Source organism: Variovorax soli, assembly GCF_031454625.1.
Lineage (GTDB): Bacteria > Pseudomonadota > Gammaproteobacteria > Burkholderiales > Burkholderiaceae_C > Variovorax > Variovorax soli_A.
Genome location: NZ_JAVDRF010000011.1, coordinates 51,448 through 75,498 on the forward strand (window position 1 = coordinate 51,448; position 24,051 = coordinate 75,498).

General features: G+C 65.5%; 20 protein-coding genes. 12 read left to right on the forward strand and 8 right to left on the reverse strand.

The genetic code is table 11. The annotated features are described in order from the left end of the window. Positions 1-48: 48 nt before the first annotated feature. Complete coding sequence (locus tag J2739_RS21530) at positions 49-1,779, reverse strand: tannase/feruloyl esterase family alpha/beta hydrolase (protein WP_309905407.1); 1,731 nt, start codon at positions 1,777-1,779, stop codon at positions 49-51. Positions 1,780-2,000: 221 nt separating this feature from the next. Here J2739_RS21530 and J2739_RS21535 point away from each other — a divergent pair, with 221 nt between their 5' ends. Next, positions 2,001-2,885 carry a helix-turn-helix domain-containing protein gene (locus J2739_RS21535; RefSeq protein WP_309905410.1) on the forward strand — a complete coding sequence of 295 codons (885 nt, stop codon included), beginning with the start codon at positions 2,001-2,003 and terminating at the stop codon, positions 2,883-2,885. Positions 2,886-2,984: 99 nt separating this feature from the next. Here the strand turns inward: J2739_RS21535 and J2739_RS21540 are convergent, their stop codons facing one another. Next, positions 2,985-3,554, reverse strand: a complete 570-nt coding sequence (locus J2739_RS21540) for a DUF488 domain-containing protein (RefSeq protein WP_309905412.1) — start codon at positions 3,552-3,554, stop codon at positions 2,985-2,987. 98 nt (positions 3,555-3,652) lie between these two features. Next, positions 3,653-4,579, reverse strand: coding sequence for a LysR substrate-binding domain-containing protein (locus J2739_RS21545; RefSeq protein ID WP_309905414.1), 927 nt, complete (start codon positions 4,577-4,579; stop codon positions 3,653-3,655). Between the two features lie 182 nt (positions 4,580-4,761). On the opposite strand from J2739_RS21545, the gene J2739_RS21550 reads away from it, so the two are divergent. From J2739_RS21550 to J2739_RS21580, 7 genes are all read left to right on the forward strand, one after another. Beyond that, positions 4,762-6,036 carry a ribulose-bisphosphate carboxylase large subunit family protein gene (locus tag J2739_RS21550; RefSeq protein ID WP_309905417.1) on the forward strand — a complete coding sequence of 425 codons (1,275 nt, stop codon included), beginning with the start codon at positions 4,762-4,764 and terminating at the stop codon, positions 6,034-6,036. An 8-nt stretch (positions 6,037-6,044) separates the two neighbouring features. After that, entirely contained in the window at positions 6,045-7,445 is a 1,401-nt protein-coding gene (locus tag J2739_RS21555) for a four-carbon acid sugar kinase family protein (RefSeq protein ID WP_309905418.1), read from the forward strand. A gap of 18 nt (positions 7,446-7,463) precedes the next feature. Beyond that, positions 7,464-8,483: a TRAP transporter substrate-binding protein gene (locus J2739_RS21560; protein ID WP_309905420.1), complete on the forward strand. Its 1,020-nt coding sequence runs from the start codon at positions 7,464-7,466 to the stop codon at positions 8,481-8,483. A gap of 5 nt (positions 8,484-8,488) precedes the next feature. Continuing rightward, on the forward strand, positions 8,489-10,363 hold the full coding sequence (locus tag J2739_RS21565) for a TRAP transporter large permease (protein WP_309905422.1): 1,875 nt from the start codon (positions 8,489-8,491) through the stop codon (positions 10,361-10,363). Between the two features lie 20 nt (positions 10,364-10,383). After that, complete coding sequence (locus J2739_RS21570) at positions 10,384-11,154, forward strand: SDR family NAD(P)-dependent oxidoreductase (protein WP_309905424.1); 771 nt, start codon at positions 10,384-10,386, stop codon at positions 11,152-11,154. Positions 11,155-11,507: 353 nt separating this feature from the next. Beyond that, positions 11,508-11,993 (forward strand): nuclear transport factor 2 family protein, encoded by a 486-nt coding sequence (locus J2739_RS21575; protein WP_309905426.1) that lies wholly within the window; start codon positions 11,508-11,510, stop codon positions 11,991-11,993. Positions 11,994-12,147: 154 nt separating this feature from the next. Continuing rightward, on the forward strand, positions 12,148-12,552 hold the full coding sequence (locus J2739_RS21580; RefSeq protein WP_309905428.1) for a MarR family winged helix-turn-helix transcriptional regulator: 405 nt from the start codon (positions 12,148-12,150) through the stop codon (positions 12,550-12,552). Positions 12,553-12,559: 7 nt separating this feature from the next. On the opposite strand, the gene J2739_RS21585 is transcribed toward J2739_RS21580, so the two are convergent. Next, positions 12,560-12,997: an Lrp/AsnC family transcriptional regulator gene (locus tag J2739_RS21585; protein WP_309905430.1), complete on the reverse strand. Its 438-nt coding sequence runs from the start codon at positions 12,995-12,997 to the stop codon at positions 12,560-12,562. A gap of 133 nt (positions 12,998-13,130) precedes the next feature. Here J2739_RS21585 and ilvB point away from each other — a divergent pair, with 133 nt between their 5' ends. Beyond that, positions 13,131-14,903 carry a biosynthetic-type acetolactate synthase large subunit gene (gene ilvB / locus J2739_RS21590; RefSeq protein ID WP_309905432.1) on the forward strand — a complete coding sequence of 591 codons (1,773 nt, stop codon included), beginning with the start codon at positions 13,131-13,133 and terminating at the stop codon, positions 14,901-14,903. Positions 14,904-15,040: 137 nt separating this feature from the next. Here the strand turns inward: ilvB and J2739_RS21595 are convergent, their stop codons facing one another. From J2739_RS21595 to J2739_RS21605, 3 genes are all read right to left on the reverse strand, one after another. Next, a complete protein-coding gene (locus J2739_RS21595; protein WP_309905434.1) occupies positions 15,041-15,727 on the reverse strand; it encodes a DUF1028 domain-containing protein in 687 nt (228 codons plus the stop codon). Positions 15,728-15,770: 43 nt separating this feature from the next. Next, positions 15,771-17,978: an arylsulfatase gene (locus tag J2739_RS21600; RefSeq protein ID WP_309905436.1), complete on the reverse strand. Its 2,208-nt coding sequence runs from the start codon at positions 17,976-17,978 to the stop codon at positions 15,771-15,773. Between the two features lie 214 nt (positions 17,979-18,192). Beyond that, entirely contained in the window at positions 18,193-19,158 is a 966-nt protein-coding gene (locus tag J2739_RS21605; RefSeq protein WP_309905438.1) for a Bug family tripartite tricarboxylate transporter substrate binding protein, read from the reverse strand. A gap of 135 nt (positions 19,159-19,293) precedes the next feature. Here J2739_RS21605 and J2739_RS21610 point away from each other — a divergent pair, with 135 nt between their 5' ends. Together J2739_RS21610 and ftsH are read left to right on the forward strand one after the other, a co-directional pair. After that, positions 19,294-19,968, forward strand: a complete 675-nt coding sequence (locus tag J2739_RS21610; protein ID WP_309905440.1) for a TetR/AcrR family transcriptional regulator — start codon at positions 19,294-19,296, stop codon at positions 19,966-19,968. 387 nt (positions 19,969-20,355) lie between these two features. Then, positions 20,356-22,260, forward strand: a complete 1,905-nt coding sequence (ftsH, locus tag J2739_RS21615; protein WP_309905718.1) for an ATP-dependent zinc metalloprotease FtsH — start codon at positions 20,356-20,358, stop codon at positions 22,258-22,260. 121 nt (positions 22,261-22,381) lie between these two features. Here the strand turns inward: ftsH and J2739_RS21620 are convergent, their stop codons facing one another. Continuing rightward, positions 22,382-22,972 carry a TetR/AcrR family transcriptional regulator gene (locus J2739_RS21620; RefSeq protein WP_309905442.1) on the reverse strand — a complete coding sequence of 197 codons (591 nt, stop codon included), beginning with the start codon at positions 22,970-22,972 and terminating at the stop codon, positions 22,382-22,384. A gap of 125 nt (positions 22,973-23,097) precedes the next feature. Between J2739_RS21620 and J2739_RS21625 the strand changes: the two genes are divergently transcribed. Then, complete coding sequence (locus J2739_RS21625) at positions 23,098-24,051, forward strand: branched-chain amino acid ABC transporter permease (RefSeq protein WP_309905444.1); 954 nt, start codon at positions 23,098-23,100, stop codon at positions 24,049-24,051.

Below are 24,051 nucleotides of genomic sequence, written 5' to 3' on the forward strand. Positions count from 1 at the left end.
CCATCTGCCATTCGAGAAAACCGACGGACAGGCAGGCTCACCAGCCTCTCAGGATGCCGTGCATGTATAGCTCGAGGCGTTGCTCTCCGTCCCCGCCGCGCCCGTGAAGCGGGGCCACAGGGGCCAGCGGCACATGGGACGCGAGCGCGCGGCAGCAGGGTCTGCCGCGTTGTTGTCGACCGAGGCAATCGTGTCGGGCGCTTGCCCGTTCTCGACCCAATTGCTCAGAACGGCGAGCCCGTCATAGCCCAGGTTGTAGCGGCCCGAGCCATGATCGAACCCGGGAATCATGAAGAAGCGGATGAAACTGTCGACCGCCGGCTGACCGAACTGCGTGACCTGCAGGTTGTAGTAGTCCTCCGTGTTGTGCGGGCTGATCAGGCCATCGGTCGTGCCGTGCGTGAGGATCAGCTTGCCACCCTTGGCGCGAAACGCTTCGAGGCTCTGCTGCGTCACTTCCGTGATGCCACCCAGTTCCTGCAGCCGCGCCTTGTAGTTCGCCGGATCGTAGGTCAGCGGGTTCAGCAATGGGTCCTTTGCCACGAAATACCTCGCATGCGCAGCGCCGATCGTGTAGAGCAGCGCGTCCGCCGGCGGGGTCGCGGCGCTGGTTGGTACGGGTGCGAATCCCAGTGCGCTGCCTGCGCCGAAGAACGAGAAGTCTCCGCCCTCGAGCAGCGGCCAGCGCGCAAACACCTGCTGGCCCGCAATTGGGAAGCCTAGGTCATACGGCGAGCTGATCTTGTCGATGGCGTTGATCTGCGCATCGGAGAGACAGCTGTCACCGGCGTCTGCCCCGCCGGGGCACCGCAGGGTTGCTTTGACGGTGTTGATATTGAAGGCTGCGTTGCAGGCCTGAATGTTGCCAATGATTCCATCGCTGAGGCCGTCCAGCGAATCGCAGGCGGCATACACGGCGTTCACCAGCAGCTTGCGCTTGTTGTCATTGATCCAGCCTGCCCCGCCGTTGTCGTACAGCGCCCTGCCTACGTAAAGCGATGCCTGCTGAAGCAAAGAAAGGTTGTAGGCGGGGTAGTTCGCAATGACGCCGTCGTAGTCGGCTGCGTAACGTGCTGCCGCGTCGAGCCCTTCATGACCGCCTTGCGACCCGCCGATGAAATAGAAGCGGCGAGGCTTGGCACCATACCGCTTCTGGATGATCGCCATGGCGACATCGTGCACCTTCTTGACGGACAGTTGCCCGTAGTTGAGGAGCGCCTCGTCATTGAGCGCGAACGTGCCGTCGAACACGGCGCCCTTGTGTCCGCCATCGCCGCCCAAGGTCACGTAGCCCTGCTTCAGCGCGTTGGGAGTGCCATTCGGCTGGGAAACGTAGGGGCCGAGGCCGGTGACGAGCGTCCCGTCGTAGCCCCCGCCTCCCATATGCAGCGCACGCTCATTCCATTGAGTCGGCAAGTTGACCTGGAACTCCATGGTGGGTGCGCCTGCCGTGGCAGGCACGATGATGCCGGTCACCGCGCAGTACTCGCCATTGGTATTGTCTTTCGCATCCGCGGCGACGAAGGTGGCGGACTGAACGATAGCGCCGGAGGTCGGCTTGCCGATCATCGAAGCCGGGATGCTCATGCCCGAGATGCCAGCACAAGCGTCCTGGGCAGTGGGTGCTGCTGGCGTCGTGCCGGCCGTCGTCGCCGTCGTGACCGGGCCGATGAAGCCCGTACCGCCGCCTCCGCCGCCGCAAGAGGCCAATCCTTGCATGGCAAGAAGAAGCGCGACACATCCTGCTGTGCGCCGAGCCTTAAGGGAAATCCGTCTCATCAGTCTCCTCCGGTGTATACGTGTCATTGGATTGCCGCTGAAGGCAACGTATGGGACGGTATGCGAAAGGATGCCGGTTCGTATTTCAAACCCTTGCTCGGATTTCATATCCTTGCGCAGGGAATCCCCTTAGACTTCGGACCCACTGTCGCAGCCACCAGGACGAGAAGATGAGCGGCCAGGATCTATCGCAGCCAATCTTGCCCACCTCCTTGAGGGCGATGTCATTCACCACAGATCCGGCGGTGCCTCGAGAGCCGTCGTTGTTGCGCGAGCCGCAGTTGGCAGCCTGGGCCGGATTCCGGGTTGGCATGTCCCAAGCGATTTCCGTAGAGATGGGGAAGCACCACGGAGAACATGCGGCCTTGGCCATGATCCTGAAGGGGCGCACGCGCGGCCAAATCAGGAGTCGTGGCGAAGAGTGCGACTTCAGTCCAGGGCCGAACTCCGTTGGATTGTTTGCCCCCAAGTTTGATGTCAGCTGGACGCGCTGGCAGTGCGAGCCCGGGGCCGAACGCTTCGTCGTCGAACTCGACTTTGCAGATCTCCATCAAGCGGGCGATCTGGAGCAGATGCTGACATCCCGTCGCACGCTGCGACAGAACCTGACACTGAGCGACCATCAACTCGCATCGCTGATGCGGCTGATCGCCAACGAGGTCCGCGAGGGTAGCCCGCACGGCGCTCTCTATGCGACGTCGCTCAGCATCAGCTTGGCCGCCTACCTATGTGCCCAGCATGCTTCGGGAGGGCGTACACCGACACGTGAGCGTGGCGTCCTTACAGCGATACAAAAGCGGCAGGTGCTCGAGTTGGTGCAGCGGCGACTCCACGAGAACTTGAGCCTCGACGAACTCGCGGCAGCGGCCGGTGCCAGCCGATTCCACTTTCTTCGACTGTTCAAGAACAGCCTCGGCATGACGCCTTACCAGTTCGTGATGGATCAACGGATCGCCGCGGCCCGGCAACTGCTTGAAAAGACAAGTCGGCCACTGGTCGATATTGCGGCCGCCACCGGTTTTTCGAGTCAAAGCCACATGTCCACGGCGATGAAGCGCCACACTGGCCTGTCACCTGGACATTGGCGGCGCTCGAGGCCCAAGTGACCTTTTGCCTCATTCGGTGGATCTTCATGGCGGGGTGCGCCGCGTCGTGACTTCCAGAGTTCTTCACAGAATCGGCCAGGCGCAGTCGCCGATGCATCTTCAGCAGCAGTCCACGGACTTGACGTCATCAGGTGCGATGTAGGACAACCCTTCAGGACTGACGCTCACGGGCGCGGCAAGGCGGTGTTCGTTGTGCTCCGTCGCTCCCAGGATGTGGATCACCTGCCAGCCGCAGAACACCATCACATCGGCAATCAGCCTGCGGTGGCAGCGCCACCAGAGAAGCTCCGAGCACATGATGGCGGTGCGCGATGCTTTGGCCACGTGTAGCAACGAAGCCAGTCCTTGGGCGAACTCCTCCGACTTCAGATGCTGGGCGTAGGCCCGGAACGAGGGATGCCGCCATGCGGAGCCTTCGACCTCCAGAAGATCCGGGCGCCTTCGGCCACCCAGCTCGGAGAACCAGTGGTAGTCGATGCGGTGGGCGGCCAGGGATGTGCCGAGGGGTTCAGCCCCGAACTGTGGGTTGCGCCGGGAACCCGGGAAACGCCTGACGTCGGCCACGGTCTCGATCGCGTGCGCCTGCAGGATGTCGAGGAACTCGGCAAAGGAGTGCGTCGAATGGCCCACCGTCCAAACCGTACCTTCGGCCCCGAGCTTGTTCAGCACGACTGGATGGGCCAATTGCACTGGTGGGATCGAGTCCGGCATGTGGCCATGGTACGTGCGACGGGATTCAGCAGTCGAATCGATTCGCGCGAGGCTCGTTAGCGCGGCCGCCGCAACCCGGCGGCTGCCGCCGCGCCGGCGCCACCGTTTTCGCTGACGCGCAGTTCCTCCGCCAGCCAGTCCACCAGCCGCGTCGCGTCCGGGCGCCGGGCGAGGTGGGGGGCGAGCCACACGGAGAGCTTGTTGGGCCCGGGCACGAAGCCCAGGGGCGCGACGAGAGTGCCGTTGTTGAGGTCATCCAGCACCAGCATGCGCGGCACGTTGGCCAACCCGAGACCGCATTTCGCAGCCTGGATCAGCAGGTAGAAGTGCGCAAACGATTCGTCGATGCGCAGCTCGCCGAGCGGCGCGCCGCAGTGGTGGCGCCAGTCGTCCCAGGCGTGCAGGCGCGTGCGCGTGGTCATCAGGCGCGCGCGCGGCAGGTCATCGACCGAGGCGACGCGCACACTGCGCTGGTACTGCGGCGCGCACACCGGACCGATCCACTCCGTGACGATGTCAGCGCGAATGGCGTCCTTCGGCGGCTCGATCGTGGAGAGGCGGATCGCCACGCCGACGTTGTCGCGCACGAAGTCCACCGCGCCAGCGCCCGTGTTGAAGCGAAGTTCCACGTCGGGGTTGTCGTCCTGGAAGCGCGCGAGTCGCGGCAGCAGCCAGTACATCATGATCGACTCGGAGCACGAGAGGGTCAGCGGGCCTGGACGCAACTCCTCGATGCTGACCTGGATCACTGCAAACGCGCGCGACAGCGCGTCGGCGAGGCGCTGTCCCTCTGGCGTGGGCACGGCGCCGTTGGCGCCACGGCGCAGCAGCGGCAGGCCGATCCCGTCCTCGAGTGCCTTGATGTGCCGGCTGACCGCGCCGTGCGTGACGGAGAGCTCGTCCGCCGCCGCGCTGAAGCTGCGCAAGCGCGCGGTCGCTTCGAACGCGCGCAGCGCATTCAGCGACAGGCGCGGCGCAGGCATGGCAGCCCTCCGGGGTGGGTGCCGCAGTCCGGGTTAACCCGCATGCGATGTGAGCTTTCCTGACATGGAGCCGAAATCATATCGATTGCCCGAACGTGCCGTGGCTCCTTAGTATCCGACCCGTTGAAAGCATCCTGCAGGCCCCATCGGCCGCGGGCCCTGCGCAAGAAAGCTCACACGCCATGCCCCGATCCGCACCTCGTCCCGAGTTCCGCGCCCGCTATCTGGTCGAGAGCTCCGTCCCCGCCGACAAGGTGGCGCAAGTCATCGCGGGCGAGCAGTCCAGTGGCACCTTCCTCGCGCTGCCCGGCGAGACCGAGCAGCTCAAGGAGCGTTCGCGCGCCCGGGTGACCCGCATCGACGTGCTGCCTCCCGCGCTGGAGCCGACGCTGGCCAGTGCGTTCGTCGAGCGCCACGGCCACAACGGCGTGTTCCACCGGGCGGAGATCGAGATCGCCTTCCCGATCGAGAACGTGGGCGCGAACCTGCCGACGCTGCTCGCCACGATCGCCGGCAACCTGTTCGAGCTCGGTGAAGTCACGGCCCTGCGGCTGCTGGACCTCGAATTGCCCGAGGACTATGCCGCGGTCTTTCCGGGCCCGGCTTTCGGCATCGAGGGTACGCGGCGCCTGGCCGGTGTCCACGACAGGCCGTTGATCGGCACCATCATCAAGCCCAGCATTGGCCTCACGCCGGGCCAGACCGCGGAACTGGTCGACAGCCTCTGCGCGGCCGGCATCGACTTCATCAAGGACGACGAGCTGATCGCCGATCCGCCTTACGCCCCCTTCGACGAGCGCCTGCGCGCAGTCATGCCGGTGCTGCAGCGCCATGCCGACCGCCTGGGCCGCATGCCGATGTACGCGATCAACATCTCTGGTTCCGTCGACGAGATGCTGCGCCGCCACGACGCGGTGCTGGCCGCGGGCGGCACCTGCGTGATGGTGAGCGTCAACTGGGTCGGATTCGCGGGCGTCGAGCACCTGCGGCGCCACGCGCAGCTGCCGATCCACGGGCACCGCAACGGCTGGGGTGCATTCACGCGCCATGCCGGGCTCGGCTTCTCGTTCCAGGCCTACCAGAAGCTGTGGCGTCTGGCCGGCGTGGATCACCTCCACGTCAACGGCATCCGCAGCAAGTTCTGGGAGTCTGACGAGTCGGTCGTCGCCTCGGCGCGCGCCTGCCTGTCGCCCTGGGCCGGGCTGCGGCCGCTGATGCCGGTGTTCTCGTCGGGTCAATGGGCGGGCCTGGCGCCCGACCTGTATGCCGCGCTCGGTGCGGTCGACCTGATGCACCTGGCCGGCGGGGGAATCATCGGCCACCCCGATGGCATCGCCGCGGGCATGGCCAGCATGCGCGAAGGCTGGGAGGCGGCCGTGGCCGGCATCGGCCTGGGCACCTACGCCGAATCGCACCCCGCGCTGCGGCGTGCGCTGGTCCATTTCGGCAACCTGTAGAGGCAGGCATGAAGTTCGCCTTCTACGGTGACGATTTCACCGGCTCCACCGATGCGCTCGAGGTGCTGGCCTTCGCCGGCCTCGACTGCGCGCTGTTCCTCGACGTGCCCGACGAGCAGGCGCTGCGCGAACTGGGGCCTTTCGACGCGATCGGCGTCGCGGGCGCGAGCCGCGCGATGTCGCCGGCCGAGATGAGCGCGCAGCTCGCACCCGTGCTGGCCGCGATGTCCCGGCTGCCCGTGGAGCTGGTGCACTACAAGGTCTGCTCCACCTTCGACAGCTCGCCGGCCATCGGCAGCATCGGTCGCGTCATGGACCTGTCGCGCGCGGCCTTTGGCGACACCGCGATCCCGATCGTGGCAGCCACACCCGCACTGGGCCGCTACTGCGCCTTCGGCAACCTGTTCGCCCGCTCGGGCACCGATGGGCGCGTGCATCGCATCGATCGCCACCCGATCATGAGCGTGCACCCGGTGACGCCGATGCACGAGGCCGACCTGGCGCGGCACCTCGGCGCGCAGACCGCGATGCCAATCACCGGATTCACGCTGCCGCAGTTCGCGCTTGAACGCGAGGCGATGGCGGCGGAGTTTGTTGGCCTGGTCGATTCCACGAGCGGCGGCGCGGTGCTGCTCGACGGCACGACCACCAGCCAGCTCAGCGACACCGGCCGGTTGCTCGACGGCCTGGCGCGCGGCCGCGAGACGCCGCTTTTCTGCATTGGTGGGTCGGGACTCGAGTACGCGCTGACGCAGTGGTGGCGCGAGGCGGGCGTGCTGCCGGCCGCCCCGACCACGCACGACCGCTTCGACGGCGTGCCCCAGGTGCTTGCGGTCTCGGGTAGCGCTTCGCCGCTCAGCGCGCTGCAGATCGATGCGGCGCTGGCTGCCGGCTTCTCCGACCTGGCCATCGACGCCGCCGCGCTGGTCGCCGGGAGCGACCCGGATGCGGAACTCGCCAGCCTCGCCGAACGGGCCCTGCTCGCGTTGCGCGCCGGAAGCAGCGTGATGCTGCACAGCGCACGCGGGCCGCAGGATTCGCGCGTCGAGGCGATGCTCGGGGCGTTGGCCAAGCAGGGCATGAGCCGCGAGCAGGCCCGCCACGAAGGGGGGCGCCTGCTGGGGCAGCGCTTGGGCCAGCTGGTGGACGGGCTGCTGCGCGCCCATCCGCTGCAGCGCCTGCTGCTGTCGGGCGGCGACACCTCCAGCCATGTCACGCAGCGGCTCGCGCCGCAGGCGCTGCGCGTGCTCGCACGCCTTGCGCCGGGCGCACCGCTTTGCCGTGCCATCTCGCGCGAGCCGCACCTGGCACAGCTCGAAATTGCGCTCAAGGGCGGCCAGATGGGCCAGCCCGACTACTTCGTCAAGGCGCTGCGCGGCACCGCCGATGCTCGCCCATCTCTTCCATAGACAACAGGAGACTCAACCATGACATCGATCGACCGCCGCCGCGCCCTCGTGACCAGCGCCGCACTGATCAGCGCACCGGCGCTGGTGCTGCCGCGCTTCGCGCGCGCCGCCGAATTCACCTACAAGTTCGGCACCAACCTGCCGGCCACGCATCCGCTCAACGTGCGCGCGATGGAGGCCGCCGAGCGCATCCTGAAGGACACGGGCGGCCAGGTCCAGATCAACGTCTTCCCCAACAACCAGCTGGGCAACGACGCCGACATGCTGTCGCAGCTGCGCGCTGGCGGACTGGAGTTCTTCACCGTGTCAGGCGTCAACGTCTTGTCGCAGCTGGTGCCGATCTCGTCGATGTGGGGTCTTGGCTTTGCCTGGGCGGATGACGACGCGGTCCACAAGGCCTTGGACGGCGAGCTGGGCAAGTACCTGCGCGCGCAGTTCCCGAAGGTGGGCCTGATGGCGATGGACACCGTGTGGAGCTCGGGCTTCCGGCAGACCACGAACAGTGTGCGGCCGATCAACACGCCCGACGACCTCAAAGGCCTGAAGATGCGCGTGCCGGTGAGCCCGCTTTGGACCTCGCTGTTCAAGCACCTCGGCGCGGCGCCCGCCTCGATCAACTTCGCGGAGACCTACTCGTCGCTGCAGACCAAGGTCGTCGATGGCCAGGAGAACCCTTTGGCGATCATCTCGATCGCGAAGCTCTACGAGGTGCAGAAGTATTGCTCCATGACCAACCACATGTGGGATGGCTATTGGTGCATGACGAACCGGAAGGTCTGGGACCGCATGCCCGAGAAGGCGCGGCCCATCATTGCCAAGCACCTGAACCAGGCAGCGCTCGACATGCGCGCCGATGGCGTGAAGCTCAACGCCTCGCTGCGGCCCGAGCTGACCGCCAAGGGGCTGACCTTCAACGATCCGAAGCTCGGGCCGTTCCGGGAGCGGCTGATCGCGTCGGGCTTCTACGCCGAGTGGAAGCAGAAGTATGGCGACGAGGCCTGGGCCCTGCTCGAGAAGCACACCGGCAAGCTGGGCTGACCGACATGCACGCCGCCTCGATTCCTCACGGCGACGACTCGCAGCGCGGCGTCGTCGCAACCTGGGCGAGTCGCGCCCAGCATGTGTTTGGTCGCCTGCTCGGCGTCCCGGTTGCGCTGCTGGTGGCGGCCGAGATCGCCGTTCTATTGGCCGGCGTGGTGGCGCGCTACGTGTTCCACCACCCGTTGATCTGGTCGGACGAGATCGCATCGATCCTGTTCCTGTGGCTGGCGATGCTGGGCTCGGCAATCGCCTTCCAGCGCGGCGAGCACATGCGCATGACGGCCGTCGTGGGCAAGCTCTCTCCTTCCACGCGGGCCTTTCTCGACGTCATTGCGACCGCGGCCGCGCTGGCCTTCCTGCTGCTCATCCTGCCGCATGCCTGGGAGTACGCGATCGAAGAGGCAATGATGCGCACGCCGGCGCTGGACCTGCAGAACTCCTGGCGCGTGGCCGCGATGGCCGCCGGCTTTGGCGCGATGGCCCTGCTGGCGGTGCTGCGGCTGGCCGCGGTGGGCCGGCCGCGGCAGGTGGCGGCAGCCGTCGGGGTGGTCCTCGCGATCATCGTCGTGATGACGCTGCTGCAGCCCGTGTGGCGACAACTCGGCAACGCCAACCTGGTGGTCTTCTTCGTGGTCGTCGTCGCCGGGGCAGTGTTCGCCGGCGTGCCGATTGCATTCGCCTTCGGCCTGGCCACGCTCGGCTACGTGATGCTGACAACACGCACGCCAGTGCTGATCGTCGTCGGGCGCATGGACGAAGGCGTCAGCCACCTGATCTTGCTGTCGGTGCCGCTGTTCGTCTTCCTCGGCCAACTGATCGAGATGACGGGCATGGCGCGTGCGATGGTGGCGTTCCTCGCCAGCCTGCTGGGACACGTACGCGGCGGACTCCACTACGTGCTGGTTGGCGCGATGTACCTCGTCTCCGGCATTTCCGGCTCGAAGGCGGCCGACATGGCGGCCGTCGCGCCCGTCCTGTTCCCGGAGATGAAGAAGCGCGGCGCCACGGAAGGCGACCTCGTCGCGCTCTTGTCGGCGACCGGGGCGCAGACCGAAACCATCCCACCGTCCATCGTGCTGATCACGATCGGCTCGGTCACCGGCGTTTCGATCGCCGCGTTGTTCACCGGAGGCCTGCTGCCCGGTCTCGTGCTGGCCGCGACGCTGGTGGCGGTGGTGTGGTCGCGTTATCGGCGTGAAGACCTGAGCGGCGTGCGGCGCGCCAGCCGTGCGGAAATCGGCCGGGCATTCGTGATCGCGCTGCCAGCCATTGCACTGCCGTTCATCATCCGTGCCGCGGTGGTGGAAGGCATCGCGACGGCCACCGAGGTCTCGACCATCGGCATCGCGTACGGTGTAATCGCCGGCCTGCTGATCTACCGGCAGTTCGACTGGAAGCGGATCTATCCGATGCTCGTCGACACCGCCAGCCTGTCAGGCTCGATCCTGCTGATCATCGGCGCGGCCACCGCGATGGCCTGGGGGCTGACGCAATCGGGCTTCTCGCACACGCTCAGCGAAGCGATGCGCGCGCTGCCCGGCGGGGCCGCGGGCTTCATGGCGGTCTCGGTCATTGCCTTCATCGTGCTCGGCAGCGTGCTCGAGGGCATCCCGGCAATCGTGCTGTTCGGCCCGCTGCTGTTTCCGATCGCCAGGGCCGTCGGCATCCACGAGGTGCACTACTCGATGGTGGTCATCCTCGCGATGGGGCTCGGCCTGTTCGCACCGCCCTTCGGCGTGGGCTACTACGCAGCTTGCGCGATCGGCCGCGTCAGCCCCGACAAAGGGATCCGGCCGATTGGCGCCTACATGCTGGCCTTGTTCGTCGGCCTCGTGATCGTCACGGTGGTGCCGTGGATCTCGATCGGCTTCCTCTGAATCCTTCTTCCATCCTCGTCATGAACCATACCTCCGAAACACGCGTCGCCCTGGTCACCGGCGGCGCCAAGGGCATCGGCGCCGAGGTCTGCGCCCGCCTGGCGGCCCTCGGCCACCAGGTGCTCGTGGCCGACCTCGATTTCGAGGCTGCGGCCGCCATGGCGCGCGAGCTGAGCGCTGCCGGGGGCCGGGCGAGCGCGGTCCGGCTCGACGTCGGCAAGCCCGAGGCCATCACCGCCGCATTCGAGCAGGTCGAGCGCGAGCACGGGCGCTGCGACATCCTCGTCAACTCCGCCGGCATCGCCAAGGTGTTCCCCTTCCTCGAGTTCCCGCTGGAAAACTTCCTCGCGACCATGAACGTCAACGTCACCGGCACGCTGCTGTGCTCGCAGGCGGCGGCGCGTCTGATGGTGAAGAAGGGCTGGGGCCGCATCGTCAACATCGCTTCCGTCGCCGGCATGCGTGCGGTAGGCAGCGGCCGCACCGCCTACGGCACGTCCAAGGGCGCCGTGATCGCACTGACGCGGCAGATGGCGGTGGAACTGGCGGAGCACGGCATCACGGCAAATGCGGTGGCGCCAGGCCCCGTCGACACCCCGATGACGCAGGTGCTGCACACCGCACAGTTCCGCGCCGAATATTCGAAGGCGATTCCGATGAACCGCTATGGCACCTGCGGCGAAATCGCCTCGGCTGTGCTTTACCTGGTGTCGGAGGACGCGCGCTATGTGACGGGCATCGCGATGCCGGTCGATGGCGGCTTCCTCGCGTCGGGTGCACGCGGGTTGTGATTCCCATGGCAGACCTGTACATCTTCCGCTGACCGAGCCCGGCACGAAGTAGGACCGCCATCAGGGCATTCGACAATAGGGATGAAGCGCGCAAGCTCGGTAAAGCGATCCAACTTCCGAAAATTGAAAATCTAATTTCCTGCCGCTGCAGTTTGTGTCCGCAATCCTAAAAGCTAAAGTGCAGGAGTGGCACGGACTGCAGAGCTGCCATGGGCTTTCAACCGAATCACTCGAGGAGAACGACGTGCACGACGAGCTTGAGATCCGCCGGATGATCGAGCGCTGGGCCGTCTGGCGGGACGCCGGCGAACTGGGACCGCTTCGCGTCGGTCTGGCATCCCGAGGGCGTGATGATGGCGACCTGGTTCCAGGGGTCCTTTGCGGATTTCATCCGCGTCACCAAGGAAGGCTGGGCCAAGGGGGTGAGCATTCTTCACTTCCTCGGCGGCTCGGCCATCGATGTCCGGGGTGATCGCGCCATCGCCCAGACCAAGATGACGATCTCGCAGCGCGGGGAGGTCGAGGGGGTGCTGTGCGATGTCGTGTGTACCGGGCGCTTCTACGATTTCGTCGTGCGCCACGAAGGCGAATGGAAGCTGCTGCACCGCCAGCCCATCTACGAGAAGGACCGCATCGACCCCGTCGATCCCTCAGCGACCGTGAAGCTGGACCCAGCCACGTTGGCCACGATGCCCGAGGGCTATCGCCACCTGGCATTGATCCAGACCCGCATCGGCTACACCGTCAAGATGGACATGCCCATGCTGAAGGGCGACGCCGTGCAGGACCTGTACCGCCGCGGCGCCGCATGGCTCGCCGGTGGCGCGCTGGAGCGCTGAGCGCAGGACCACCCTGAGAATTGGGGAGAGTTCCCGCCATCGTCCGCTCGTGAGCCGTCGCAGCGTGCTTGCCTTTGGTCCGCCGCCTGGAAACACGGCGACATCTCCAGGCCCTTCGGTAGCGGCACCGGGTCACAACATCGGCGGCGGCGACATGCGCGTGCTGCTCGCGCTGCGGCGCAGCGGCCCGCCTTACGTGAAGCGGCCCACCGACCTGTTCCGCGCGCTGCTCGTGACCTCGGGCGCGATCACCAAGAAGGTGGACCGCCTCGCCACGGCCGGCTATGCCGAGCGCCTGCCCGACCCCACGCATGGCGGCGGCTTCCTCGTGCATCTGACGAAGAAGGGCTTGCAGGTGGTCGAAAACGCGATCGACCACCTGGCCGATCATTCGGTGCTCGCACCTGCGATGGAGCAGTTCAGCCCCGACGAAAGAAAGCGCGGCATCGACTTCGTACTGCGCGTGCTCTCGCAGCTCGAGAGCACCGTCGGGAAACTCGACGACGCCGAGGAGCCGGCGCCGACCCGGCTGAACGGGATGAAACGGCGCAGCGCCTGAATCCCTCCTACTCGATCGGCACGCTCGCCTCCTTCAGCACGCGCAGCACGAAGTGCGACTTGCTGTGCCGGATGCCCGGGATCTTGTAGAGCCTCTCGCGCAGCAGGCGCTCGTAGTCGCGCGTGTCGCGCACCGCGATGCGGATGTAGTAGTCGTAGTCGCCCGAGACCAGGTACGCCTCCAGGATCTCGGGAATGGTCGCGAGCACGCGACCGAACTCGTAGAGTGTTTCGTCGGTGTGGCTCTCGAGCGTGAGCTGCACGATCACCGAGTCGCGGTAGCCCAGGCTCGCGGGGTCGACGTCGATGGTGTAGCGCCGGATCACGCCCTCGGCCTCCAGCCGCTTGATGCGGCTCCAGCAACTGGTCGCCGAAAGTCCGACCTCGGTGCCGATGTCCTGCAGCGAACGGCGCGAGTCGTGCAGCAGCGCACGCAGGATCGCCATATCGATCTTGTCGAAAAATTCTTCGTCCGTTTTTGAGTTCTTCCTTTTAATCTTCAAGTAATTCTCCTTTTCGATCGAATTTCAGAAGCACATTCTGCGACAAACCCGAAAGAATCCTTGCATGGAAATCGCCATGCAATCTCTTCTTTCGCCCACGCTGGAGAACCGCGGCGGCGCGCTGCGCAACGGTGCCGAGCGGCTGCTCGACACGCTGATCGAATGCGGCGTCGACACCCTCTTCGGCTACCCCGGCGGCGCGGCCCTGCCGCTGTATGACGCGCTGCACGGCGAGCCCCGGCTGCGCCACATCCTGGTTCGCCACGAGCAGGCGGCCGTGCATGCAGCCGAGGGGTATGCGCGCACCACCGGCAAGGTCGGCGTGGTGCTCGTCACCTCGGGGCCCGGCGTGAGCAACACCATCACCGGCCTGCTCGATGCGATGAGCGATTCGGTGCCGGTGCTGTGCATCAGCGGGCAGGTGGCGACCGCCGTCATCGGAACCAATGCCTTCCAGGAAAGCGATGCGCTGGGCATGTCGCGCCCCGTCACCAAGTGGAACTGCCAGGTGCGCTCCGCCGCGCAGATCCCGGACGCGGTGCGCCGCGCGCTCGCGATCGCGGCCGGCGGCCGGCCGGGGCCGGTGCTGCTCGACGTGCCCAAGGACGTGCAGGTGGCGCGCTGCGCGGAAGACGGAGCCCCGGCTCCCTCGACGCGTGCGCGCGCGGCGCAGGCCGAGGTCGCCGTGCCGCGCGGCAGCCTGCAGCGCGCGGCGGACCTGATCTCCACTGCGCGCCGGCCGGTGTTCTACGGCGGCGGTGGACTGGTCAATGCCGGCCCCGAGGCCTGCGCGGCCTTCGCGCGGCTGGTGCGCGCGACCGGTGCGCCGTGCACGCTCACGTTGATGGGGCTGGGCGCGTTCCCGGCTTCCGACCCGCTCTTCGTCGGCATGCTGGGCATGCACGGCACGCTCGAGGCCAACCTCGCGATGCACGAGGCCGACCTGATCATCAATGTCGGCGCGCGCTTCGACGATCGCGTCACCGGACGGCTGGATGCGTTCTGCCCGCACGCTCGGAAGATCCACATCGACATCGACCCGAGCAGCATCCACAAGACGGTGCGCGTGGACGTGCCGATCGTCGGCGACTGCGGCCGCGTGCTGAACGCCCTGCTGGCGCTGCCCGAACTGCCAGGGTTCGCCGCCGGTCGGCTCGCACCGTGGTGGCAGCGCATCGGCCGCTGGCGCGAGGCGCGCTGCCTCGACTTCGCGACGCGCGAGGACCAGATCATGCCGCAGCAGCTCATGACCGCGCTGCAATCACGGCTCGACGGGCGCGACGCCATCGTCTCCACGGACGTGGGCCAGCACCAGATGTGGGCCGCCCAGCACCTTCGCTTCGAGCGGCCGCGGCGCTGGCTGACCTCCGGCGGCGCGGGCACCATGGGCTACGGGCTGCCCGCCGCGATCGGCGCGCAGGTCGCGCATCCCGACGCGCTGGTGGTGTGCGTGAGCGGCGACGCCTCGGTGCTGATGAACATCCAGGAGCTCTCGACCGCCGTGCAGCACGCCACACCGATCAAGCTGGTGCTGAGCAACAACGGCTACATGGGCATGGTGCGCCAGTGGCAGGAGCTGAACCACGGCAACCGGCTCTCCCACAGCTGGAACGCCGCGCTGCCGGATTTCGTGGCGCTCGCAAAGGCCTTCGGCTGGCGCGCGCGCCGGGTTGCGGACCCGCGCGAACTGGACGATGCGCTCGCCGAATGCCTGGCCTCCGAGGGCCCCTTCTTCCTCGACGTTCAGGTCGCGCCGCAGGAGAACTGCTTTCCCATGATCCCGGCGGGCGGTGGCCACCACGAGGTGATGCTGGCCAAGGACTGCTGGCATGAAGACAAGGAGTCATGACCGACGGCAAGCACTTTTCATTGACCCGCCCCTCTCCGACGCCTGGGGTGCCGCGCGCTCACCCGTGCGCAGTGCCCTGACTCCCGCCACGCCGCCTCCCGGTCGCCGCGGACCCCAAGGTATCGAAGCGTGGCGCCTCAGTTGGCGGCTTGCTGCTTGAGCCAGTCATCGATGCGCGGCAGGCCGCGCGGCGAATTGCGATGCAACTCGTAGTACGGGATGCGAGGGGCAAAGATCTCGTAGAGTCGCAGCAGTTCGGCCACCGGTTCCTCGTTGAGGTCGATGCGCAAGTCCAGCAGCGGTGTTTCGCGATCGCCGAAGATTGCGATGTCGGACGATTGCTGGCCGCCCTGCTGGCCGCCCGCATCCCGACCGCCCTCGAGGCTCGCGATCAAGCGGCGCGCGAAAGGCTGCCCCTCGCTGTCGTGGTAACCCTTCTTCATGCCCTCGATGGTTGCGGGGCTGCTGAGCACGTTTCCGAGAACAACGAAGTTGTCGCCGACGTAGTGGCCCGCGTAGGCCAGGCAGTCGTCGCCGGTGAACGCGGCAATGCGCCCTTCGCTGTCGATCGCCGCGAGCTGCCGGTTCGACGCGAACTCGTCAGAGCCGATCATTGCCTTCATGGCCCCTTCGGCACTCATGGCATTGGCGATCATCACGGCGCCGACTTTGTGGCAGCGCCCAACCGTGCTGATCCCAAGGCACAGGCCTAGCTTCGGTACATGCCGGTACAGGTCCAGTCCGCCGGCGGCGACGGTGCGCGTCGTCTTGGCGACGCCGAACTGGCCGGTCTGGGGATCACGCGCAACAATTGCGAACGTCATGGAGCTACTTCCTTCCTGTTATGCCGGCCATCGCAGCGCTGGCTCAGAGAAGTTGAAACGTCACGTGAGAAAACTCCCCCACCAACGCGCTGTCTTCAATGGTGTAGTCCGGAGAAATCGGAGAGACCGTGTCCTGCCCGACATTGAAGCCGTTCTGATTGAGAAGGGTCCGCAGGGTACGTTCAATGCGCCCCCGTGCGACGCAATGTCCGTCCACATCCAGCAGCATCGAGGCGCCGGATCCCGGCGCACGGACGTCGAGCCGCACCTCCACCGAGATCGAGTGTCGCCCTGGACTCAGCCGATCGAGCCCTTCTATTCTTGCCACGTGTGGTCGAATCGCGTTGTAGTAGAAAACCGGTCGTCGATCATGGATGTAGAACGAGTAGCCGCAGATGGAGCTTCCCTGGCAGGCGATGACACCTCGACCCTCGGAATTCACCACAAGCTCGCACGTGATGCGAAACGATCGCCCGGTGGTGTGCGGTGCCGCATCCGCATGGATGTTGCCGACTCTGCGTCGAAAGACGAATTCAGTTCTTCCGGCGCCCAGACTCGGGCGTCCTTCGGCACCCGCAGAGGGAGGGTGAATCGGAAGAATCTTGTTCCATTCAGCCTGCTTCCAGAACTCATCTCGCAGGCTCCGAAGTCGTTGCGGTTCTGCCTGAGCAAGGTCGACGGCCTGACTGTAGTCTCGATCCACGTGATACAGCTCCCAGTTTCGCTCGTGGGCATCCGTCGTCGAGCGCGATGCGAAGTGCTCCCACGGATCGTTGACTGGCGTGGAGCAGGCCAACCAACCGTCTTTGTAGATCGAGAAGTTCTGCATCGACTCAAACACCTGCGAACGGCGCCTTGGTGCAGCCGATTCGTCGTGGAAGGCATAGAGCATGCTGACCCCGTCGATCGAGTCCTGCCTGACGCCATCGATCTGCCCGGGCGCCTCGACGCCGGCGGCCTCGAGCACGGTTGGCATGATGTCCGCAACGTGGTGGAACTGGCTGCGCATCCCGTCGCGCGCCTTGAAACCGTCAGGCCATGAGACGACCAGTCCGTTGCGAGTGCCGCCGAAATGGGATGCGACCTGCTTGTAGTACTTGAACGGGGTGTTGATTGCCCACCCCCATGCCGCCGGGAAATGGTTGTAGGCCTCCGGACCGCCAATCTGATCGAGCAGGCAAAGCTGGTCTTCCAGTTTCTCATCGAAGCCATTGGCCCACGACTGCTCGAAGAGCAGGCCATTGAAGCCACCCTCCGCGCTCCCCCCGTTGTCGCCTTGAATGAACAGGATGAGCGTGTTGTCGAACTGTCCGGACAGCTTGAGGAAGTCGACGATTCGTCCGACGTGATGATCGAAGTGATCAAGTGCCGCCGCGTAGGCCTCCATCAGTCGGCTCGCCAACATGCGCTGGTCCTTGTCCAAGGAGTCCCAGGACGGAAGGTTCTCGGGGCGCTCGGTCAGCAGGGCATCGGCCGGAATCACGCCGAGCTGCTTCTGCGTCCGGAACGTCTGGCTTCGCACTTCGTCCCATCCCTCGTCGAAGGTGCCGCGGTACTTTTCCAGCCAGGGCCTTGGGGCGTGATGAGGAGAGTGCGCCGTGCCACTGGCGATATAGGCAAAGAAAGGCTTCTCGGGCGTCAGCGCCTGCTGCTGGGCAAACCAATCGATGGCGCGATCCGCCATGCGCTCGTCAAAGTGCTTGAGCGGGGTGTCCTGGCCGCCTGGCACGAAGGTGGTGTTCTCTACCAGGTCCGGCGACCACATGTTCGTGTCGAAACCAAGAAAGCCGTAGAAGTACTCGAAGCCCATTCCCGTGGGCCAGCGATCGAAGGGCCCCTGCGGCGTAATCTCCCATTCCGGGGTGATGTGCCACTTTCCGAACATCGCGGTGTTGTAGCCGGCGCGGCGAAGAATGTCCGGCATCGTGCCTGCTGATTTCGGAATCACGCTGGTGTAGCCGTCATAAGAGGAAGGGCGAGCGGTCACCCGGCCCATGCTCACGCGATGCGGATTCCTTCCGGTCAGGAGGGCAGCGCGTGTCGGAGAACACATCGCCGTGGTGTGGAACTGTGTGAAGCGCAGACCATGGGCGGCGAGCGCGTCGAGTGCAGGTGTATGGATCGGCCCTCCGAAGGTGCTGCAGGCCCCATAACCGACATCGTCAGTCAGAAAGACCAGGATGTTGGGCGCCCCGTCCTTTGGGCGTGGCCGTCTTGGCCACGCGCTCGAGGGGTTCGTCGAACTGCTCATGACGGACGATCCTCCTGTTGGTTCAGCCGGCAATCCGCGTGAGTTGGCAGGTCCGCAGGCCGACGCCGCGCAAATAGCGCGCGGGCGCTTTTCTCAAAGGCGGCCATCGCGCCGACAGTGCACATCGCTCGAGCGACCTCGGGTTCGCCCGTCCCTGGATGGCTTGCAACGATTGCTGGTTTCATGGAAGTCGGGATGAAGCTCGAGATCTTGATCACTCGCCGAACTTGACGGGTGTGGTCTCGAGCGTTTTTCGAATCGTCTCTGCATCACGCGCAGCGATGCGGCTGACTTCTGCGGCGGGCAGCGGGTTGAGACTCAGCCCGAACTCCAGGAACCGCTCGCTCTCTCCCGGTCCACTCAATACCTGCAAGACTGCCGCGGCAACCCTCTCTGCAACGGAGGGCGGGATGCCTGTGGGAGCGAAGAGGGCATAGGTCAGATCCTGCTCATATCCTGGAACGTGCCGTGCGATCGGCTCGGCACCCGGGACGAGCCGGCTGGGCTGTGCAGACGTGACGCCAAGGGCCTTGAGCCTCCCGGTCTTCATGAGCTCTGTGATCATCGGCGAGGGCGTGCTGAAGAATGCCTTGATCTCTCCGCCAAGCGCTGCCTGCACGACCGGTGCGGTACCCCGATACGCAACATAGATCAGCTTGAGACCGGTCTCGCGTGAAAGCACGGCTGTCGCGATCTGGATGATCGGACCTCCGCCGCCGATGTCCACGCCGCCCTTTTGCTTACGCGCCCATTCGACGAAGCCGGGAAAGTCCGACGCAGGAAGCGATTCGTGCGCCAGCAGAGCGATGGGTGTCGTTCCGATGCCGACGACCGGGACGATGCTGCGCAGCGGGTCGAAGGAGGCATCCTTGGTGATGAGCGGGACCTGCACCAGGCCAGTGGTCGCCGTGTAGAGAAACGTATAGCCGTCGGGCGCGGAGTTGGCCGCGGCAAGTATTCCGACAGCGCCGGCACCGCCGCTGCGGTTGTCGACCACCACCGGTTGGCCGAGCAAGGGGGAGAGCTTCTGCGCGAGATAGCGGCTCACGACATCGGTGGGACCGCCCGGCGGGAAGTTCAGAATCAGCCGGATGGGTTTGGCAGGCCAGGGCTGGGCCCACGAACGACCGGCCACTGCCAAGGCGGCCAGACCCGCAAGAACTTCACGACGCTCGAGCATGCGCAACCTCCGATCGAAATCGCACGACTGACTCAATCCAGCGCGTGCCATCGCCAGATGCAGGCCGCAAAGCACGCTAAAGTAGAATGATTATTCTCATTCTATTTATCTGTTGTCAAGTAGCATCGACCGATCATGAGTGCACCGACCCAGGCGTTTGCCGACCGCCTCTCCTCTTGGTCTGCCGAGGGGCGGCTGCCCGAGATGCGTCCGGCGCAACAAAGTCGCAGCGCGAGGACGGCAGCGGCCCTGATCGAAGCCGGCCGGCACCTGCTCAGGGAAAAATCGTTGGAGGATCTTTCGATCGAGCTCGTGTGCGACTCTGCACGGACCACTGTCGGCGCGTTCTACGGGCGTTTCGAGAGCAAGCAGGATTTCTTCGTCACCATGCAGCGCGTGCAGACCATGCAGACGGAGCAATCCATCCAGGCATTCGTCGAACGTCATCCCGCGGGCGCGTCATCGATCGATGCGCTGTGCGCTGACATCGTTCACGAAACAATCAACAACTTTCGCACCAACTTCGGTGTGATGCGGGCCTCGCTCCAGCACAGCCGCGAGGGCATGTGGCAGGTCATCAAGGAGTCCGGGGACAGATACCGCGCCATGCTGGTCCAGTTGCTGGCGCCCTACCTGAAGCACTTGAAACCACGGGAGCGAGAGCGCCGCATTCTTTTCGCGTACCAAGCCCTGGCAGGCGTGCTGGTGCATATTGTTCTGAACAATCCCGGCCCGCTGCGGCTGGACGACGCGGCTATCGAAGATGAGCTGCTACGGCTCGTGCGGTCTTACTTGAGCGCTGCCGAGTGAAGAAACCTGCGCCACGGGAAGAACGCGCGAATTGATTCAGTAAGCGACATGGAGCGTTGCTTCGAAATCGACTTCGCACAGAGGTTCGGTGCCCTCATGAGCATCAAGGCTTTTGCCAAGATCGGGAAACATCCGATGCCGATGCATCCATCCTTGGAGACCATGCCATGGGCCGTCTAGAAAGCGCCGCAGCGGCCAGGCCCCAGTTCTGAGAGCGGCCGATCATCGCTTTGGTTTGGAGAATGGATGAGCTGGTTGAATCGTCAAGCACCACCTCCACCCGCTGCGGCGCCGGGCGCTTCGCCCGAGTCGAAGGAACCGCCGGCGAATCCACCGCGCAAGGCGTGGGTGGTTTTCCTGCTGGTCCTGGCAGCCAACTATGTGGTGATGCGCCTGGTGCTTCCCGGCGCCGATGCGCCGGCGACCGTGCCCTACACGGAGTTCCGGGAGCAAGTCGCGAAAGGCAACGTCCATTCGATCTACAGCCGCGGCGTCGACATCGAGGGCCGATTCGCCGCGCCTGTCACCTGGCCGCCCCCGCAGCAGGACAGCGGGGCACCGCGCCGAGCCGATCTTCCCCAGGTGGCACCCAGGCCGGTCAGCACATTCAAGACAACGCTTCCTGCATTCGTCGACTCCGGGCTGGAGTCCTTCCTGATCGAGCACAAGGTGGAGATCAGCGCAGTGCCGATCCAGGCAGGGACGGGGTGGGCAAGCCTGCTGTATGGCTTCGGGCCTGCTCTGCTGATCATCTTGTTCTATGTCTGGATGTATCGGCGCGCAGTCAAGAGCGGCGGAATGGGCATTGGCGGAATGATGGGCCTTGGCAGCAGCAAGGCACGCCGCTACGACCTCGAGTCCCGCACCAGGGTCACGTTCGCTGATGTGGCGGGCATCGACGACGCCGAGAACGAATTGGTCGAGATCGTCGACTTCCTGCGGTCGCCAGAGAAGTACACGCGTTTGGGCGGCTCGGCACCCAAAGGCGTGCTGCTCATCGGGGCGCCGGGTACCGGCAAGACGCTGCTTGCAAAGGCTGTAGCAGGCGAGGCCGGCGTGCCGTTCTTCTCGATGAGCGCGTCCGAGTTCGTGGAGATGATCGTCGGAGTCGGCGCAGCGCGCGTGCGCGACCTCTTCAAGGAGGCCCGAGCGCATGCGCCTGCCATCATCTTCATCGACGAAATCGATTCGATCGGCCGCGCGCGCGGGCAGATCGCGATCGGCGGTGCGAGCGAGCAGGAGCAAACCCTGAACCAGATCCTGACCGAGATGGACGGCTTCTCAGGCCGCGAAGGCGTGATCGTGCTGGCCGCGACCAACCAGCCCGACGTGCTCGACAAGGCGCTGCTTCGCCCCGGCCGCTTCGACCGCCGCGTGGTCGTGAACCTGCCGGACAAGAACGGCCGCGAAGCCATCCTGAAGGTGCACACACGCCAGGTGCCGCTCGCGGCCGACGTCGACTTGGCAGAGGTGGCCTCGACGACGCCAGGCTTGACCGGGGCGGACCTGAAGAATCTGGTCAATGAGGCCGCGCTGCTGGCGGCCCGACGCGAGCAGAGCCAAGTCACGCTGAAGGATTTTCACGACGCACTCGAAAAGATCGTGCTGGGACCCGAGCGGCCGCTCCTGCTGAGTCCGGAAGACCGCGAGCGCATTGCCTACCACGAGAGCGGTCACGCGATCCTCGGCTTGGTAGTGCGGGGCGCGGACCCGGTGCACCGGGTCACCATCGTGCCGCGAGGCCAGGCCTTGGGCGTGACCTACCAGCGGCCCCAGACCGACCGCTACAACTATCCGGAAGGCTATTTGCGGGCACGCATCATCGGCATGCTGGGCGGACGTGCCGCCGAAGAGCTCGTCTATGGCTCGCGCACCACCGGCGCGGAGAACGACATCGAGCAGGCGACCGAGTTGGCGCGGGGCATGGTCACGCGCTGGGGCATGAGCGACAAGCTCGGCATGGTTCAGCTCGCTCCGCGCAAGAACCGGTATCTGGGTGGCCGGGGTCTTGCCGCCGCGAAGCCCTTCAGCGAGGCAACCGGGCACCTGATCGACACCGAGGTGCAGCGCATCATCGACGAATGCCACGAGGAAGCGAAGCGCTTGCTGGGCGAGCACCGCGCGCAACTCGATGCGCTTGTCACTGCGCTGCTGAAGCGGGAGACGCTGGGCGAAAAGGAGATCCTCGAGGTCACCGGCCTCTCGAGGGCGCCTGAGCTGGAAAGCCGCAGGCTCGATGCGGCCGTGACGGCGACCGGAGCCATTTCGCCGCCGCCTGGTCGCGGGTTCTAGGATTTGCGAGGGTCAAGCGCCTCGCGTACGCGAGCCGCCTTTTCGTTCGCTGCCGATCAGCTCGTCACACCGAGACACGCCCGCGGCCAAGGCCACGGCAGGCAAAAGTCGGCCGCCGCTCTCACAATGCTTTGGATGGCTTTGCGGAGGGCTGGTCCAACGCGTGCGTCTGGTCGATGAAGCGCCGGCTGGAGCCCAGGATTTCCTTGCGGGTGCGCTCGGATTCGACGATGCGAGACAGGACCAGTGCGCCCACGCATTGGGCAATCAGCGCCCATGCCGCATCCGGATCGCCGATGCGCGAGCTCCAGCTCTTCTGCAGGTGTTTCAAGCCCTCCTCGACCGCCGCACGAACCTCTGGCCCCGCCCTCGCGATCTCGGGACCCAAGGTCGGCAAGACGCATCCGCTTTCCGGGTGCAGCGCATGGTAGGAACTCAGATAGCTGCGCAACCGCTTCGCGACGTGGTCGGGCGGTGATTCCCGGTCTCCGGCCAGCATCTCGGTGCTGTTCGAGATCTCGTGTTCGACGAGCTCGGCGAACAGCGCTTCCTTGGACGGGAAATGGCCATAGAACGCGCCCCCGGTCAGGCCGATGCTCGCCATCAGTTCATCGACGCCGGTGGTTCCAAAGCCGCGTTCTTTAGCGATGGCACGGGCATTCTCGAGCAGCTTCTTGCGGGTTTCCTCTTTGTGGGTTTTCGGATAGCGCATGCGTGGGTCTCGGCAGATCGTGGAGCACTCATCATAGCATGCCGTCCGTTTGGTAAACGCTCGAACTCCATTAAGCACCGGCGGCGTGACCCAAGGGTTTCTCCCTGCGGCAAAGCCGCCTCGCCATGTTGACGCTGCCCCACCGCCAACCTATATTTCACCGTCGTTTAGCAAACGATCGTTATTTAACTCGAACGGATGATGCGATGACGCAACTGACCCAGCTGATCGTGCAAGGCATCTCCAGCGGTGCCATCTACGGGCTCGTCGCGCTCGGCCTCGTTCTCGGCTACAAGGCGACCGAGGTCCTCAACTTCGCACAAGGCGACGTGGTGATGCTGTCTGCGTTTCTCGGCTGGGGTCTCGTCGTCGCCGTCGGCCTTCCCTTCTGGCTCAGCTTCGTCCTCGTGTTGTGCATTTCCGCCGCTCTTTGCTTTCTCCTGGAGGCGAAGATCATGCGCAGGATCGCCGGGCGCCCCCAGTTCTCGGGCGTCATGCTCACCATCGGGATCGGCTTCATGATCCGCGGCGGCGTGAGCATGTTGTTCGGGCCGCAGTCGCGCAGCTATCCCACGCCCTGGACAGGGCAATCCATGCAGATCGGCGGCAGCGTGGTGGCCGAACTCAATCTGGTGATCGTCGGCGCCGCCATGGGCGTCACCGCCCTGCTCTACTACTTCCTGCGCCGGACCACGCTCGGCGTCGCGATCCACGCGACGTCGCAAAACCAGCTGGCGGCCTACCTCTGCGGGGTGCGTGTCAAGCGGCTGAATTCGATGGTGTGGGCGATCTCCGGTGCGATCGCCGCGCTGTGCGGACTGCTGCTCGCACCCATCACGCTGGTCGACCTGGGGCTGTGGTTCGTCATGCTCAAGGCTTTGGCCGCCCTGGTTCTCGGCGGCTTCGGCAGCGCGCCGGGTGCCGTCATCGGCGGACTCCTCATCGGCCTCATCGAACAGTTCGCCGGCGTCTACCTGCCCGATGGCGTCAAGGACGTGGCGCCTTACCTGGTGCTCATCGGGGTTCTGGTTCTGTATCCGCGCGGGATCCTGGGCGAAAGCCACGGCCGGAGGGTCTGA

Bases quoted from the DNA above. Each gene is read 5' to 3' on its own strand.
- J2739_RS21530 (WP_309905407.1), bottom strand. From the start codon at position 1,779: ATGAGACGGATTTCCCTTAAGGCTCGGCGCACAGCAGGATGTGTCGCG.
- J2739_RS21535 (WP_309905410.1), top strand. From the start codon at position 2,001: ATGTCATTCACCACAGATCCGGCGGTGCCTCGAGAGCCGTCGTTGTTG.
- J2739_RS21545 (WP_309905414.1), bottom strand. From the start codon at position 4,579: ATGCCTGCGCCGCGCCTGTCGCTGAATGCGCTGCGCGCGTTCGAAGCG.
- J2739_RS21550 (WP_309905417.1), top strand. From the start codon at position 4,762: ATGCCCCGATCCGCACCTCGTCCCGAGTTCCGCGCCCGCTATCTGGTC.
- J2739_RS21555 (WP_309905418.1), top strand. From the start codon at position 6,045: ATGAAGTTCGCCTTCTACGGTGACGATTTCACCGGCTCCACCGATGCG.
- J2739_RS21560 (WP_309905420.1), top strand. From the start codon at position 7,464: ATGACATCGATCGACCGCCGCCGCGCCCTCGTGACCAGCGCCGCACTG.
- J2739_RS21565 (WP_309905422.1), top strand. From the start codon at position 8,489: ATGCACGCCGCCTCGATTCCTCACGGCGACGACTCGCAGCGCGGCGTC.
- J2739_RS21570 (WP_309905424.1), top strand. From the start codon at position 10,384: ATGAACCATACCTCCGAAACACGCGTCGCCCTGGTCACCGGCGGCGCC.
- J2739_RS21575 (WP_309905426.1), top strand. From the start codon at position 11,508: ATGGCGACCTGGTTCCAGGGGTCCTTTGCGGATTTCATCCGCGTCACC.
- J2739_RS21580 (WP_309905428.1), top strand. From the start codon at position 12,148: ATGCGCGTGCTGCTCGCGCTGCGGCGCAGCGGCCCGCCTTACGTGAAG.
- J2739_RS21585 (WP_309905430.1), bottom strand. From the start codon at position 12,997: ATGGCGATCCTGCGTGCGCTGCTGCACGACTCGCGCCGTTCGCTGCAG.
- ilvB (WP_309905432.1), top strand. From the start codon at position 13,131: ATGCAATCTCTTCTTTCGCCCACGCTGGAGAACCGCGGCGGCGCGCTG.
- J2739_RS21595 (WP_309905434.1), bottom strand. From the start codon at position 15,727: ATGACGTTCGCAATTGTTGCGCGTGATCCCCAGACCGGCCAGTTCGGC.
- J2739_RS21600 (WP_309905436.1), bottom strand. From the start codon at position 17,978: ATGAGCAGTTCGACGAACCCCTCGAGCGCGTGGCCAAGACGGCCACGC.
- J2739_RS21605 (WP_309905438.1), bottom strand. From the start codon at position 19,158: ATGCTCGAGCGTCGTGAAGTTCTTGCGGGTCTGGCCGCCTTGGCAGTG.
- J2739_RS21610 (WP_309905440.1), top strand. From the start codon at position 19,294: ATGAGTGCACCGACCCAGGCGTTTGCCGACCGCCTCTCCTCTTGGTCT.
- ftsH (WP_309905718.1), top strand. From the start codon at position 20,356: ATGCGCCTGGTGCTTCCCGGCGCCGATGCGCCGGCGACCGTGCCCTAC.
- J2739_RS21620 (WP_309905442.1), bottom strand. From the start codon at position 22,972: ATGCGCTATCCGAAAACCCACAAAGAGGAAACCCGCAAGAAGCTGCTC.
- J2739_RS21625 (WP_309905444.1), top strand. From the start codon at position 23,098: ATGTTGACGCTGCCCCACCGCCAACCTATATTTCACCGTCGTTTAGCA.